At 67.7% G+C, this 13,697-nt stretch carries 12 protein-coding genes; 3 read left to right on the top strand and 9 right to left on the bottom strand.

Going from position 1 to position 13,697, the window contains the following annotated elements:
- The first annotated feature begins 193 nt into the window (after nt 1-193).
- Entirely contained in the window at nt 194-556 is a 363-nt protein-coding gene (locus EFAMC1_RS06825) for a LysR family transcriptional regulator substrate-binding protein (RefSeq protein WP_154053557.1), read from the top strand.
- A 127-nt stretch (nt 557-683) separates the two neighbouring features.
- Nucleotides 684-1,376, top strand: a complete 693-nt coding sequence (locus EFAMC1_RS06820; RefSeq protein ID WP_154053556.1) for a phosphatase PAP2 family protein — start codon at nt 684-686, stop codon at nt 1,374-1,376.
- 78 nt (nt 1,377-1,454) lie between these two features.
- On the opposite strand, the gene EFAMC1_RS06815 is transcribed toward EFAMC1_RS06820, so the two are convergent.
- The 7 genes from EFAMC1_RS06815 to EFAMC1_RS06785 all read right to left on the bottom strand — a co-directional run bounded on the left by EFAMC1_RS06815 (nt 1,455) and on the right by EFAMC1_RS06785 (nt 8,166).
- The gene (locus tag EFAMC1_RS06815) at nt 1,455-2,201 is read right to left on the bottom strand and encodes a helix-turn-helix domain-containing protein (RefSeq protein WP_187324594.1); all 747 of its coding nucleotides are present in this window, start codon (nt 2,199-2,201) and stop codon (nt 1,455-1,457) included.
- Between the two features lie 80 nt (nt 2,202-2,281).
- Complete coding sequence (locus tag EFAMC1_RS06810; RefSeq protein WP_154053554.1) at nt 2,282-2,908, bottom strand: hypothetical protein; 627 nt, start codon at nt 2,906-2,908, stop codon at nt 2,282-2,284.
- Nucleotides 2,909-3,203: 295 nt separating this feature from the next.
- Nucleotides 3,204-4,004 (bottom strand): ABC transporter ATP-binding protein, encoded by an 801-nt coding sequence (locus EFAMC1_RS06805; RefSeq protein WP_154053553.1) that lies wholly within the window; start codon nt 4,002-4,004, stop codon nt 3,204-3,206.
- Entirely contained in the window at nt 4,004-4,918 is a 915-nt protein-coding gene (locus EFAMC1_RS06800; RefSeq protein ID WP_154053552.1) for an ABC transporter permease, read from the bottom strand. Before EFAMC1_RS06800 ends, EFAMC1_RS06805 begins: the two co-directional genes overlap by 1 nt.
- 80 nt (nt 4,919-4,998) lie before the next feature.
- Nucleotides 4,999-5,973: an ABC transporter substrate-binding protein gene (locus EFAMC1_RS06795; RefSeq protein ID WP_154053551.1), complete on the bottom strand. Its 975-nt coding sequence runs from the start codon at nt 5,971-5,973 to the stop codon at nt 4,999-5,001.
- 337 nt (nt 5,974-6,310) lie between these two features.
- Nucleotides 6,311-7,339 carry an asparaginase gene (locus EFAMC1_RS06790; RefSeq protein WP_154053550.1) on the bottom strand — a complete coding sequence of 343 codons (1,029 nt, stop codon included), beginning with the start codon at nt 7,337-7,339 and terminating at the stop codon, nt 6,311-6,313.
- Nucleotides 7,336-8,166: an HD domain-containing protein gene (locus EFAMC1_RS06785; protein ID WP_154053549.1), complete on the bottom strand. Its 831-nt coding sequence runs from the start codon at nt 8,164-8,166 to the stop codon at nt 7,336-7,338. The genes EFAMC1_RS06790 and EFAMC1_RS06785 overlap by 4 nt, the downstream gene beginning before the upstream one ends.
- 120 nt (nt 8,167-8,286) lie before the next feature.
- Between EFAMC1_RS06785 and EFAMC1_RS06780 the strand changes: the two genes are divergently transcribed.
- Nucleotides 8,287-9,036, top strand: a complete 750-nt coding sequence (locus EFAMC1_RS06780) for a spermidine synthase (protein WP_154053548.1) — start codon at nt 8,287-8,289, stop codon at nt 9,034-9,036.
- Between the two features lie 227 nt (nt 9,037-9,263).
- Here the strand turns inward: EFAMC1_RS06780 and EFAMC1_RS06775 are convergent, their stop codons facing one another.
- Both EFAMC1_RS06775 and EFAMC1_RS06770 read right to left on the bottom strand, forming a co-directional pair.
- Complete coding sequence (locus EFAMC1_RS06775) at nt 9,264-11,624, bottom strand: DEAD/DEAH box helicase (RefSeq protein WP_154053547.1); 2,361 nt, start codon at nt 11,622-11,624, stop codon at nt 9,264-9,266.
- A 588-nt stretch (nt 11,625-12,212) separates the two neighbouring features.
- Nucleotides 12,213-13,625 (bottom strand): ATP-binding protein, encoded by a 1,413-nt coding sequence (locus EFAMC1_RS06770; RefSeq protein WP_154053546.1) that lies wholly within the window; start codon nt 13,623-13,625, stop codon nt 12,213-12,215.
- Nucleotides 13,626-13,697 lie beyond the last annotated feature (72 nt).

Here is a 13,697-nt window from a genome sequence, read left to right as displayed (position 1 = left end):
AGCTTGTCTGTTAGGTGTTTGGGTTGTTTGCAGGGACTCGAGCAGGGACGTGGGAAAGATGTTTGCACATTTGTTGTCTAGCCCGACCCCTATCGAGTAAAGGGTAATCGAGGTGAGATAGGTGGCCTTTCTACCAGCGGATATTTTGATTCTAATTTGTTTGTTCTTGAGGTCTGGGAGCTAGACAACAAATATGCGGCATAGCTTAATCGTCGTGCCGGCGGGCGACCCGCTGGCAGGCCGCGAGCTCATCGGCCTCGAAGACCTTCCCGGCTTGCCGCTCATCATCCCGGAGAGCTATCGCGAGATTGGCCTTCTGAGCGACGAGAGGCTCACGAGCGAAGGCGGCAGGCTCGACTTCGTGACCACCTTTGGTCTCACGTTCAACGCGACGCGCCTCGTGGCGACGGGCATGGGCTATGCCGTCTGCCTTGCGGGGCTTGCGGACGTGTCGGCAGACTCGGGGCTCGCGTTCGTGCCGCTCGACGTCAGGCTCGACCTGCCGAGCTACCTCGTGTGGAAGCCGTTCCAGTTGAGGACGCGGGCCTGTGAGTGAAGACGTGGGCCTGTGAGGCGTTTCTCGAGCGCATGCGCGAGGCGTACGACGCGTAGTGCCGGGTTATTGGCCGGGCGATGCGGGCTGTTGCATACTGGAGCGCGTATTGTGGCTATGGAGGTGGCTTATGGACGAGAGGGATGCGCGCGCGGAACGTCCCGCGCTGCTTGCGAGGCTGTGGGGCCTCGTGCGGAACAACCTTCGCCTCGTGCTCGTGGTGGTGTGCGGCGCGGTGTTCCTGGCGCTGCTCGAGGACGTGCTCGACGGCGAGCTCATGAAGCTCGACCGCGCGGCGTACTGGCTGGTGGTCCAGCACATGCGGGCCGACTGGCTCACGCCCATCATGGAGAGCTTCTCGGCCCTGGCCACACCGGTCACGCTGCTGGTCCTTTTGCTTGCGGTGGCGGCCTTCGCGCCGGGCAGGAGACCGGGGCTGTGCTGCGCGGCCAACCTCGGGCTGGTCGTCCTGCTCAACCAGGTGCTCAAGGTCATCATCCAGAGGCCGAGGCCCGAGGGGTTTCGCCTGGCGACGGCGGGCGGCTTCAGCTTCCCGTCGGGCCACTCGATGGTCGCGATGGCGTTCTTTGGCCTGCTCGTCTGGTTTGTCTGGCACTACGAGCGTGACCGCCGCATGAGGCTGGGGCTGTGCGCGGCGTTTCTCCTCGTTATCGTGATGGTGGGGCTCAGTCGCGTGTACCTGGGCGTCCACTACGCGTCCGACGTCGTTGCGGGCTTCTGCATGTCGGTCATGTGGCTGGCCGTCTACACGCGCGTCGCCGTGCCGCTCTTCCTCGAGGACGAGCGGAGCCCCCTCGGGTGAGGGAGCTCCGGTTGGTCGTGCCTGCAGTTTCATGGAACCTGCGGGTGTCTTGGGCGGGGTGTCTCCTCGGCTCTGGCGCTACTTGTTGGCGCGGGCGGCGACGGCCTCGGCCGATATCTGCCACGAGCGTCCCTTCTTGTAGGCCGGCAGCCGGCCGGACTCGATGAGCTTGTAGACCGTGGGCCTGCTCACGCCTAGCACCGCGATTGCCTGGTCGACGGTGAGCACGTCGCCCGACGCGGCGGCCGGCACGGGCTTGGGGGCGGGGGCGGACTCGGGCTCGGCCTTGGCCTTGGCGTCTCGGTCCTGGGGTTGCGCCTCGGGCTTTGGCTCGGGGGCCTCCTTCTTGGCGGCGGGCTGCTGCCCGGGCTCGGGTTGCGTCTCCTGCGGGCCCTCCTCGCCGCGCTGCCGGCGGCTGCGACGGTGGGGCTTGCGCGCGGGCTCGCTCGGCTGCTCGCTCTCCTGCGCGCTCGCCGCCGGCTCGGCGGGTTGCTCGGCAGGCTCCGGCTCGTGTTCCGGCTCCGGCTCGGGCTCGCGGTGGGCCTCGTCAAAGGCGCGCAGCACGCGCTCGCGCGTGTGGTCGTCAACCGCGCCGCGGGCGTCGGACGCGTCCATCGACTCGTAGATGGCCGCAAGGGCGGCGTCCAGCTCGTCGTCGACGGCGCCGCAGGTGAGTGCGAACTCATTGAGCTCCTCGCACGCCTTGAGCGGGTCGGTGGCAATCTGGCCGACGAGCTGCTCGGGAATCGTGGCCCCCTCGCGCTCGATTGCGGCCACGAACATGGTGACGAGGCGGCAGAGCGCCTCGGTCGTCTCGTTTCTCATGGGGTGTGTGCCTTCCGGTTGCGTGGGTATGGCTCTTTGCTGGGAAGATGTTTTTGAGGATAGCATTCCCGGCAGCCCGCTCATAGGAACGGTGCCTGCCCGATGAGCCAGCTCCGTTCGGGCTTTGATGAGGCCGGATGGGTCGCGGCATAGGCGAGAAGCTCGTCGGCGCCCGTGATGGGGCCGTGGAGCGTGGTCCTCGAGAGGAGTCGCGAGATCACCGAGGTGGCGTCGGGCCTTGGGCGGTCGCTCAGGTGGATGACGCGCCCGTCGGTCACGACTTGGCCCCGGTAGGGGATGAGCGTGAGGACGGCGAGGCTGGGGATTGCCCGTATCTGCGAGCTGATGCGGCGGACGAGCGATTCCACGACGAAGAGCCGCTCCGCGTTCATGGCGGTGGCGTAGTCACCCTCCGCGTCGACGAAGACGAAGGCGTCCGTGACGGGGTGGCGCCATCCCCGCGCGATCTCGAGGTCCTGCTCGGAGAGACCGGCGGGGTTCTCTCGTACGAAAGACGAGACCAGCTCGGGATGCGTCCAGAGCGCGTCGAGCACGAGGCTCGCCTCGTCGAGCTCGCAGGGGTCGGTGGCGTCGAGCCTCACCGTCTCGAGCGGGCTCGTGCCCAGCGTGTCGTTCGCATAGTCAAGCAGTGGGTTCATGACGCGATAGAACGGCTGCGCAAAGAGCCTTCTCGCCTGAGCTGACATGGGGCCTCCCGTCCTCGTTGGTGGGGGCAAGCCTAGCGGAGTCGTGCCCGACAGCGCTCCGACAAGGACCCGACACAAACCCAACACGCGAGGATGGCGGGGGTGCGACAGCACTGCGGACTCCGCGAGCGGCAGGGTTTCGTCGGTGATCGGCGTCATCGTCCCAAAAGGGCGTCCGGATGCGCACAAAATGGTTGGGAGCGATGGTCGTGAGGCCTGCAAAAAGGCCGCCCGACGCGCGCCCAGTGCGGGGCCTTGCGTCGGGCGGCCGAAAAACCAGGGCGCGAAGGGCGTCCTAGCTCAGCAGCATGCGGTCGTTGGCCAGCTCGCTGCCCGAGGCCTTCTCGAACTTCGCCAGCAGGTCGGGCACGGTGAGTGCCTTCTTCTCCTCACCCGCGACGTCGAAGATGACGTTGCCGGCGTTCATCATGATGAGGCGGTTGCCAAGGCGAATCGCGTCGTTCATGTTGTGCGTCACCATGAGGGTCGTGAGCTGGCGCTCGGTGACGATCTTCTCGGTGAGCTCGAGCACCTTCTTGGCCGTCTTGGGGTCGAGGGCCGCCGTGTGCTCGTCGAGCAGCAGCAGCTTGGGGTCGGTGAGCGTGGCCATGAGCAGGGTGAGGGCCTGGCGCTGGCCGCCCGAGAGCAGGCCCACTTTGGCGCTCATGCGCGTGTCGAGGCCCAGGTCGAGGGTCTTGAGCAGTGCCGGGTACTCCGCGCGCTCCTCCTTGGTGACGCCCCAGCGAAGCCCGCGCCGCTTGCCGCGACGCCTAGCGAGGGCCAGGTTCTCCTCGATCTGCATGTCGGCCGCGGTGCCGCGCATCGGGTCCTGGAAGACGCGTCCGAGGTACTTGGCGCGCTGTGGCTCGGTGAGCAGCGAGATGTCCTTGCCGTCGAGCTCGATGGTGCCCGAGTCGAGCGGGTAGACGCCCGCGATCATGTTGAGCAGCGTCGACTTGCCGGCGCCGTTGCCGCCGATGACGGTCACGAAGTCGCCCTCGTGAAGCGTCAGGTTCACGCCCGTGAGCGCGCGCTTCTCGGTGACGGTGCCCTTGTTGAAGGTCTTCTTGACGTTGGTGAGCTTGAGGGTGGCCATCACGCCTCGCCTCCCTTCGAGTAAGAGCGACGCCGCTGGACGCGCTCCCACACCACCGGCACGCACAGGGCCAGGGTCACGATGATGGCCGAGAGCAGCTTCATGTCGTTGGCGTCCATGCCCATCTGCAGCACGATGGCGCGGATGAGGAAGTAGACGACCGAGCCCACGACGGCCGAGATGAGGCGGCTCGAGAAGCTCGTGAGCTTGCCGGGGGTGAGCCGGCCCAGGACCTCGCCGATGACGATGGCCGCGAGGCCGATCACGATGGCGCCCGTGCCCATGTTGATGTCGGCGTACTTCTGCTGCTCGCAGATGAGGCCGCCGGAGAGGCCCACGAGCGCGTTGGAGAGCGTGAGGGCGATCATCTTGGTGGTGTTGGTGTTGACGCCGAGGGCGCGGATCATGTCCTCGTTGTCGCCGGTGGCGCGCAGGGCGCTGCCGATCTCGGTGCCAAAGAACCAGTAGAGCAGGGCCACGACCACCACGGCCACGACGAGGCCCACGATGATGGCGACGACGTTGTTGGGCAGGCCCGTCACGTCGCCGATGCCGCTGAAGACCGTGTCGCTCGTGAGCAGCGGCGTGTTGGACTTGCCCATGACGCGCAGGTTGATGGACCACAGGCTGATCTGCGTGAGGATGCCGGCGAGGATGGCCGGGATCTCGAAGATCGTGGTGAGAAATCCCGTGACCGCACCGCATGCCGCGCCCGCGAGCGTCGCCGCGAGGATGGCGACGGTGGGGTCGACCCCCGACACCACGAGCACGGCCGCGACCGCGCCGCCCGTGGCGAAGCTGCCGTCGACCGTGAGGTCGGGGATGTCGAGCAGCTTGAACGTGATGAAGACGCCGAGCACCATGATGCCCCAGAGGATGCCCTGGGAGATGGCGCCGAGCATTGCTGTTGCCATGTCGTTCCTTCCGTTCATGACGCGGCCCCGGCAGGAGGACTCTCCATGCCGGGGCGCGAGGGATGGTGCGCGGGGCTGCCCTACGAGTCGAGGACCGAGAGGTCGATGCCGAGGGCCTGGGCCATGTCGTCGTTCTTGACGACCTCGAGCTTGGAGGCGTCCTCCTGCTCGATGGCCATGTCCTCGGGCTTGTTCTCGCCCCTGAGGATCTTGACGGCCATCTCGCCGGCCATGTGGCCAAGCTCGGTGTAGTCGATCGAAAGGGTGCAGAGGCCGCCGGCCTCGCACATGCCCTTCTCGCCCGGGATGATGGGCAGCTTGTTCTCCTTGGCGATCTGGCCCACCTGCGCCATGCCTGCGGCGATGGTGTTGTCGGTGGGGGAGTAGACCGCGTCGACCTTGCCCACCATCGACTCCACGACGGACTGGATCTCGTTGGAGTTGGAGACGGTGTAGCGGTCGTGCGAGAGGCCCAGCTTGTCGAGGGCGGCCTCGGCCATCTCGATCTGGATCTCGGAGTTGGCCTCGTTGGAGGCGAAGAGCAGGCCCACCTTCTTGGCGTCGGGCAGGACCTTGTGCAGCATCGCGATCTGGTCGTCGACGGGGTTCATGTCCGAGGTGCCGGTGACGTTGGTGCCGGGCTTGTCGTTGTCCTTGACGAGCTTGGCGCCGGCGTAGTCGGTGATGGCGGTGCCCACGATGGGGATGTCACTCGTGGCGCCGGCCACGGCCTGGGCCGCCGGCGTGGCGATGACGAAGATGAGGTCCTTGCCGTCGCCCACGAACTTGGAGGCGATGGTGGCGCAGGCGCTCTGGTCGTTCTGGGCGTTTTGCTGGTCGGCCTCGTACTTGAGGCCGCTCTCGTCGAGCGCGGCGATGAAGCCCTTGTTGGCGGCGTCGAGCGCGGAGTGCTCGGTGAGCTGGAGGACGCCGACCTTGTAGGTCTTGTCGCCGGAGCCGCCGTTGCCGGAGTTGCCGCCACATGCGGCGAGCGCGAGCAGGGCCGCGGCGCCGGCGCTGCCGGCGACGAACGAGCGCCTCGAAATGGACTTCATAGGGTCTCCCTTTGTTCGGCGGTTGGACGCGCGTGGCCGACGGGCACGAGGGCCGCCCGCCGCGGGGTCTGAGAAAGCACCGCAGTCTGACGAATGCCTGAAGTCTAGACGCTTCCGAACTGGGCGGACGTGGCAAGGGCGCAGGTGGGGGCCGTGCGCCACAAACTTGTAACCTTGCGGGCCTGGTGGCCGTGTCGTGGGGCGGCTGCGGCGGCTCGTGCCCGTGGCGACGCGTGGCTACGGCGGCTCGCGCCCGTGGTGGCGTGACGGCGCATGGCTGCGACGGTACGCGGTGGTGGCGATGGCGCGGGGACGTGACGGCCTGGTGCCGCACGGGCTACTCCTCGGGCAGGCGGTCGCAGTTGACGGGCCGGTAGAAGAGCTCGCGGAGGTGGCTGGCGTCGTGGGCCTGGGCAAGCGCCCACATCGTTTTTGCCACGAGGGCCTCGGTGGTCATGTCCGCACCGCGCAGGATGCCCGGATGCTCGGCAAAGGCCTGGCCTACCTCGTAGACGCCCAGGTCGAGGCCCTCCTCGGGAACCTGGGTGGTGATGACGAGCGTGTGGCCCGAGTCAACCCAGCCAAAGATGGCGTCGCGCAGGGTGTCGGGCACGCCGCCGATGCCGAAGGTCTCCAGGATGATGGCCTCGTAGTCGTCGCACAGCAGGTCGAAGGTGGCGGGAAGGAGCCCGGGCGTGAGCTTGAGGACGATGACGTGCGTGCTGAGGCTGCCGTAGACGCGTGGGCCGTCTGGCAGCGCCGCGCCGGCGGGATGGTCGGCCGCGACCCTCGAGGGTGCCGGCGCCGTGCGGATGATGCGCCCGTTTCTGATGAGCGCGAGCTCGGGGTAGTTGACGCTCGTGAACGCGTTGAAGCTCATCGTGCGCTGCTTGCGGGCGCGTGTGCCCGCCACCACCTTGCCGCCAAACACCACCGACACGTCGCGCGACGCGGGGTCGGCCGCGTAGAGCACGCTCTGGTAGAGGTTGATGCGGGCGTCGGTGAAGGGGCTGGCCATCGGCTGCTGCGAGCCGGTGAGCACGATGGGCTTGGGGCTCTGCTGGACGAGATAGGAGAGGGCCGCCGCGGTGTAGGCCATCGTGTCGGTGCCGTGCAGGACCACGAAGCCGTCGTAGTCGTCGTAGCGCTCGACGATGGCGCCGGCGATGCGCAGCCAGTCCGCCGGGCACATGTTGGTGCTGTCGATGTTCATCGGCTGCGAGATGTCGATGTCGGCGAGCTCGGCCGCCTGCGGCACGTAGGCGGCAAGCTGCTCGCCCGTGAGCTGCGGGACCAGGCCCACCTCCGTCTCGGCGCTGGCGATGGTGCCGCCGGTGGCGACCATGAGGATGCGGGGCCTGCTCATCGCTCGGCGTCCTCCAGGTAGGTGCGCATCTCGGAGGCCATGCGGGCCAGCTCGGCTCGGGTCTCGGGCCTGTGGAACGGCTCGGTGATGCCAAAGGGCCGCTCGAGCAGCCTGAGCGCGTAGCCCTGCTCGCGCATGGCGCGGCAGCTCTCGGGATAGACGAGCTCGAAGGCGAAGCAGGCAAAGCTCACGAGGAAGTCTGCCGGCTGGGAGCGGTCGTCGCGGCGCATGCAGCGCCGCTCGTCGAACGCGCGCGTGGCCTCGGGCGATATGGTGCTGTCGAGCAGGGTCTCGGCCGAGCAGCCCAGGATGGTCTCGGGCGTGTCGGTCTCGACCGTGCGCAGGATGTCGACCTTGTCGGCGTCTCGCACGATGTTGGCGAAGGCGCGCGTGCGTCTGTCGAGCCCCTCCGGGATGGCGAGGTCGCTGTGGACGGCGATGACGGTGCGGATGAGCTCGTCCTCGCTCGCGTCGTCCAGGTAGTCGCGGACGTGGGGCAGCTGGGAGCTCGGGTCCGGGCGGCCGAGCGTCTTGCGCTCGCAGAAGAGCTCGCGGGCGCCAAGGCGCGCGTGGCTGGTCGAGTCCGCGTCGCGGAAGGTGTCCCAGCGCCGCACCTGCTCGAAGCGGCCCACGTCGTGGAGGAGGCCACAGAGCCAGGCGAGGTCGACGTCCTCGGGCGAGAGGCCCGCGCTTTTGGCGATGCGGTCGCAGAGGCCCGCGACCCGGTAGGTGTGCGCGACCTTGAGCGAGACGCGCGGGTTCTTCGAGTCGTATGGCGCGACGTAGGCGGCAAACGCCGCCCGGGCGCGATCTCGGTCGATCTTCACGGATGGTCCCCCTCTTGCGATACGCTGCTTCCGAGTATACGTCGGGTGGGATGGTGGTGCGTCATGGGTGCGTCTGGGCTGGTGCCAAGGATTATCAGGCTGCGGGACGGGTGGGGGCTGGTGCGTACCGTGCGCGCCCAGGACGGCTCGCGCGTGAGGGTCATGCAGGTCGGCGGCGTCTACCAGAGCGCCACGTACCTCGACGGGCGCAGGATGGAGCCGGTGTTCTCGTACTACCGGTCCTTTGACCACGCATTTTCCGTGCGTCCCGACACGAGGCGCGTGCTTATGGTGGGCGGTGGCGGCTACGCGTGGCCCAAGCACGCGCTGGCCTCGGGGCCAGCTGACGCCACGGTGGACGTGGTCGAGCTCGACGCGGCCGTGACGCGCGCGGCGCGCAGGTGGTTCTTCCTCGGTGAGGCGATGGCGGCGCACCCGGGGAGGCTTCGGCTCGTCGAGGGCGACGGGCGGACCTATCTCGAGGGGCGGGCGCTTCGGATGGCGGGTGCGGGGAGCGGCGGCGCCTCGCTTGCCTACGACGCCATCGTGCTCGACGCCTTCTGCGGGGCCGAACCGGTGCGCGCGCTTGCGACGCTCGAGGCGGCCCGTGCGGCCCGCGCCTGCCTTGTGCCCGATGGGCTGCTCATGGCCAACGTGGTGAGCGAGCGGGAGGGGGAGGACGTGGACTTCCTGCGTGATGTGGTCGCCACCTGGCGCGAGGCCTTTTCCCACGTCTTCGTGGTCGCGTGCGAGGACGAGCCCTTTGCCGTGGAGGACAACTACCTCGTGCTTGCCACGGACGGCGACTGGTCCGTTTCCGATGCCATTCCCTACGACGACGACTTCCTCGGCTCCGTGCTGCGGGACTGACCTGCGTCGCCCACGTCCCTGGCAAGAGCAGGGGCGGCTCGTCCATGAGGAACCGCTCCACCGTCAGGTTCTGGCTTCCCACGACAAGGGGATGAGCGTCGGGGAAACGCTTGCAGAACTCCGCCAGGCCTTCCGTCTTGCCCGCTTTGCCGCTCTTTACCTCGATTGCCGCGAGATGCCAACGCGAGCTGGGGGCTTGAGAAGACGCAGCCCTCGCAAGCCCCGCGCTACTCGATGGCGTCTGGCGAGAGGGGCCGTAGGGCTGCCGCGTCGCCCGGAAGGCCCGCCGGCCCCGCGAGCTGGGCCCACTCGAGCGCGCGCGTGCGCATGCCGGCCACGTCGAGCACGCCCTCGGCGAAGCCCTTGCGCACGAGCTCGGCGGGCAGCAGGTTGTCGTACTTCTCGAACACGGGCAGCTCGCCGGGGTAGAGGAGCTCGATGGGGTCGAAGTCGGCCATGGCCTCCCGGGCCACCACCGAGAAGAACTCCTGCGGACCCGCCTGCATCCGAAACTGGATGAAGTAGGGCCGTGACGAGTCGAGCCCCTTGAGGCCCAGCTGTCGCGCGCACTTGATCTTGAGCAGACGCTCCAGGGCCAGGAAGGCGTAGCTGCCCAGCCAGGGAAAGAGTGCCCAGGTGTCGTCCCCCAGGTTCACGAGCGGGTTCGTCACCATCTGGGCCGCCGTGGCGGCGCGGCGCGCAAGCACCAGTCTGCCGGCGGCGTTGTCCATGAGGTAGGGGTAGCCGCGCGTCTCGGAGAGGACGCGCCGCATGCGCTCGAGCACGTGGGTGTGGATGTCTCCGGGACACTCGCCAAAGTAGGCGGGCACGCGTCCCTTGACCTGCGTGGCATAGACGAGGTGGCGCTTGTGGTCCACCTCCTCCACGATCCAGGTGGCGCCGGCGATGGCGATCTTCTCGCCTGGCGGGGGCGGCTGCACCACGGTGCCCAGCTCGGTGGAGTCGCTGCGTACCGTGTACTCCTCGTTCTCCTGGAACACGGCGTAGAACTTGAAAGAGTTGGCGATGCGCTCGCCCGCCAGGCCCACGATGAGGCCGCCCGACTCCGTCTGCTCGATCTGATCCGTCTCGAGGAGGTGGTGCAGAAGGACGCGGAAGTCGTCCCCCGTGACGCGGTGGAAGACCGTGAGGTTGAGCACGCGCTGGGCAAGCCCTGCCGGCGAGAGCTCGCCCTCGCTGGCGAGCGTGGCGATGGTCTGGTGGTAGAGCAGACTGTAGGGTAGCCGGTCCAGGCGCGGCGGCTCCACCCAGTGCTCCTCCTGGTAGAGTTGCACGAGGGCGATGCCCTGGAGGAGCTTCCAGGGGATGGTCTCGGGAAGCAGCGCCCGGGCCTCGGGCTGCTCCTCGCGCATGACGAACCACATCTCGGGCGGCTGGCCCCGCCTGCCGGTGCGGCCCATGCGCTGCAGGAAGGCGCTCACGGTGAACGGGGCGTCTATCTGGAACGCCCGCTCGAGCCTGCCGATGTCGATGCCAAGCTCGAGCGTTGCCGTGGTGACGCAGGTGAGCTGGCGCTCGTCGTCGCGCATTGCGTCCTCGGCGCTCTCGCGCAGCGAGCTCGAGAGGTTGCCGTGGTGGATGAGGAAGCGGTCCGGCTCGTGGCGCACCTCGCAATAGCGACGAAGCTCCATGCAGACGGCCTCGGCGTCCTCGCGCGAGTTGGCGAAGACGAGGCACTTCTTGTCTCGCGTGTGCTCGAAGATGTAGCCAAGCCCCGGGTCTGCCTCCTTGGGCGCGGTGTCGGTCTTCTCGGCCAGCGGGGGCAGGGGTCGCTCGTGCGTCTCGATGACGGAGCCATCAGGCTGCTCGACCTGCTCGCGAAGGCTTGGCATGCCGGGTGCGGCGAGGGCGTCCGCCGCCTGCGGTCCCGTCTGGTAGAAGTGCTGCATGGAGAGGCGCCAGCTGCGCCGGGGCTCCTCAACGCGGGGAACGACCCAGCCGCGGCCGGTGCCCGCCGAGAGGAAGGCGCCCACGGCGTCCGGGTCCCCGATGGTGGCCGAAAGGCCGATGCGCCTGGGGCTGACCCCTGCCATGCGGCCGAGCCGCTCGATGAGGCAGATGGTCTGGCCACCGCGGTCGCCGCGCAGGAGCGAGTGCACCTCGTCGATGACGACGAAGCGCAGGTCGCCGAAGAGGCGCGAGATGGCCGAGTGCTTGTGCAGCAGGAGGGCCTCGAGCGACTCGGGCGTTATCTGCAGGATGCCGCTGGGATGTTTGAGCATCTTGGCCTTGTGCGAGGCCGAGACGTCGCCGTGCCAGTGCCACACGGGGATGTGGGCCTCCTCGCAGAGGTCTCCCAGGCGGAGGAACTGGTCGTTGATGAGGGCCTTGAGCGGTCCGATGTAGACGGCGCCGACGCTTGTGGGCGGGTCCTCGTCGAAGAGCGTGAGGATGGGGAAGAATGCCGCCTCGGTCTTGCCCGATGCCGTCGAGGCCGTAAGCAGCACGTTGTCGTCCGTGTCAAAGATGGCCTCGGCGGCGGCCACCTGGATGCCGCGCAGGCTCTCCCAGTCGTGTTCGTAGATGAAGTCCTGCACGAACGGCGCGTAGCGGTCGAATGTGCCCATGCCTGCTCGCCCCTCCTTCGTCTTGCGTCATTCCCCCTGCGGAGACGTGCCCTGTAGGAGGCCCCGACCCCTGGTGTCGGACCCTCTCCGCGAGTCTTTGTCTCGTAGAGGGCTGTGGCCCCTGCGAGCCGGACCTCTCTTCTGCGTGGCCTGCGGCTTGTGGTGGGCTTTGGCCTTTGTCCCCGCCTTGTGCCCGTGCGTCCTAAGCTCTAACTCCTTGTGGCCAGTATACGAACAAATGTTTCAATTTAGAAGAGGGAGAGGGCCTTTTTGCCTTGGGTTCCAATCTCCAGAACTTGTTCGATTTGTCTCCTTCTGTTGTCTGCTGGCTCGTTAAGCAAGGATGACGGAATCGGACGGGGGGGGGAGCCCAAGGGCGCTACCGCATCGATGGCACAGATAAACGCCCGCATCGACCCTGGCCTCAAGGCAGAGGGAGACGCTGGCCTTGAGGCCGCGGGATACACCACCACGCAGGCAATTCGCGCCTTCTGGAAGCTCGCGAACAGGTTGCGGGGAAACCCGAAAGGCTTGGCGGGCTCGGGTTGGCCATGGCTGGCCTCGTGGGTCGCAGGGCGTATGGGACGTCTAGAGCGTAAAGCCGGAGAGGTCGCGCTTGGAGGGGGCGCCGCCGGCCGGGTCGTGATGGGTGCCGGACAGCGTGCTGCCGCCGGCTGCGGGCGCAGCCGGAACCTCGCCGACCCCCTGCTCCCCGGAGAGCAGGGTCTCCATGCTCGCACCGGGATTCTGGCACAGGATGTCGAGCAGCTCCACGAAGTCGCGGATGACCTCGCGGGGCGTGAGGTGCGTGTCCGCCCCCACGCGGCCAAACCCGATCTGCAGGAACCGCACGAGGTCCTCCGTGGAGAGCGTGCGCTCGTAGCCAAAGTAGCCGGCGTGGATGTCGGCGAGCTTCTCGATGAGGACGAGCAGCTCCTCGTAGGTGAGGGGGTTGAGCCTGATGACGGGCGCCAGCATGTCGGTGAGCCCCTCCTGGGCAAAGCGCCCCTGCGTCAGGCGGCTGCGAAGCGCCTCGTAGGAGTAGATGCCCCGGCGCCGGTCCTCGATGGACTGGGGCGTGCCGCCCATGACGATGCCCAGGTGATGCGCCTTGCCCTGCAGGGTGTCGTTGTACATCGTGAGGATCTTCTCGTAGTTGTACTGGCGCGTGATGGCGTTTGGGATCTTGTAGAGGTTCACCAGCTCGTCGATGAGCACGAGCAGGCCCTGGTAGCCGGCGCCCTTGAGGAACTCCGCGAGCAGCTTGAGGTAGTCATACCAGTCGTCGTCGGTGATGCAGACGTTCACGCCCAGCTCCGCTCTGGCCTCGGTCTTGTTGCGGTACTCACCACGAAACCAGCGGATGACGGCGCCCTTGCGCTCGTCGTCCCCCTCTACGGTGGCGTGGTAGTACATGGCGAGGATTCGCGCGAAGTCGAACCCGTGGACGAGATCCTGCAGCTTGTTGACCTCGTCGTATATGCGCCGCTCGACGGCCTGGGAGAAGGCGGGGCCGTCGGGGGAGAGGGGTGCGCCCGAGGCGTCCGCGCCCTCGGTTGCCACCTGCGCCTGCACGCCGGAGATCCAGCGGTCGAGGATGAGCGGCAGCGCCCCGCCCTCGGGCCGGGTCTTGGTGGAGAGGTTGCGGATGAGCTCGCGGTACGTGGCGAGGCCCTCGCCGTGACGGCCCTGCAGGCGACGCTCGGGCGAGAGGTCCGCGTCGGCCACCACGAAGCCCTTGCCCATGGCGTGCGTGCGGATGGTCTGGAGCAGGAAGCTCTTGCCCGCGCCATAGCGACCCACGAGGAAGCGGAAGCTGGCACCCCCGTCCGCGATGAGGTCGAGGTCGTGCAGGAGGGCGGCAATCTCCGTCTCGCGGCCGACGGTGATGTAGGGCAGCCCGATGCGTGGCACGACGCCGCCCTTGAGCGAGTTGATGATGACGGCCGCGATGCGCTTGGGCACGCGGGGCTTGGCGGTCTGGCCCGTAGGTGAACTCATGATGGCAACCTCCCGTCGTCGAAGAGGCCCATCATACCATAAGAACGAACAATTGTTTGTAAGCATGCGAGC

This window comes from Olsenella uli (assembly GCF_901212675.1).
Lineage (GTDB): Bacteria > Actinomycetota > Coriobacteriia > Coriobacteriales > Atopobiaceae > Parolsenella > Parolsenella uli_B.
Note: the sequence above shows the minus strand (reverse complement) of the source record. Positions and strands in the feature narration are given on the sequence as shown.

Excerpts from the sequence above, each read along its gene's own strand:
- EFAMC1_RS06825 (WP_154053557.1), top strand. The coding sequence starts at position 194 with ATGCGGCATAGCTTAATCGTCGTGCCGGCGGGCGACCCGCTGGCAGGC.
- EFAMC1_RS06820 (WP_154053556.1), top strand. The coding sequence starts at position 684 with ATGGACGAGAGGGATGCGCGCGCGGAACGTCCCGCGCTGCTTGCGAGG.
- EFAMC1_RS06815 (WP_187324594.1), bottom strand. The coding sequence starts at position 2,201 with ATGAGAAACGAGACGACCGAGGCGCTCTGCCGCCTCGTCACCATGTTC.
- EFAMC1_RS06810 (WP_154053554.1), bottom strand. The coding sequence starts at position 2,908 with ATGTCAGCTCAGGCGAGAAGGCTCTTTGCGCAGCCGTTCTATCGCGTC.
- EFAMC1_RS06805 (WP_154053553.1), bottom strand. The coding sequence starts at position 4,004 with ATGGCCACCCTCAAGCTCACCAACGTCAAGAAGACCTTCAACAAGGGC.
- EFAMC1_RS06800 (WP_154053552.1), bottom strand. The coding sequence starts at position 4,918 with ATGGCAACAGCAATGCTCGGCGCCATCTCCCAGGGCATCCTCTGGGGC.
- EFAMC1_RS06795 (WP_154053551.1), bottom strand. The coding sequence starts at position 5,973 with ATGAAGTCCATTTCGAGGCGCTCGTTCGTCGCCGGCAGCGCCGGCGCC.
- EFAMC1_RS06790 (WP_154053550.1), bottom strand. The coding sequence starts at position 7,339 with ATGAGCAGGCCCCGCATCCTCATGGTCGCCACCGGCGGCACCATCGCC.
- EFAMC1_RS06775 (WP_154053547.1), bottom strand. The coding sequence starts at position 11,624 with ATGGGCACATTCGACCGCTACGCGCCGTTCGTGCAGGACTTCATCTAC.
- EFAMC1_RS06770 (WP_154053546.1), bottom strand. The coding sequence starts at position 13,625 with ATGAGTTCACCTACGGGCCAGACCGCCAAGCCCCGCGTGCCCAAGCGC.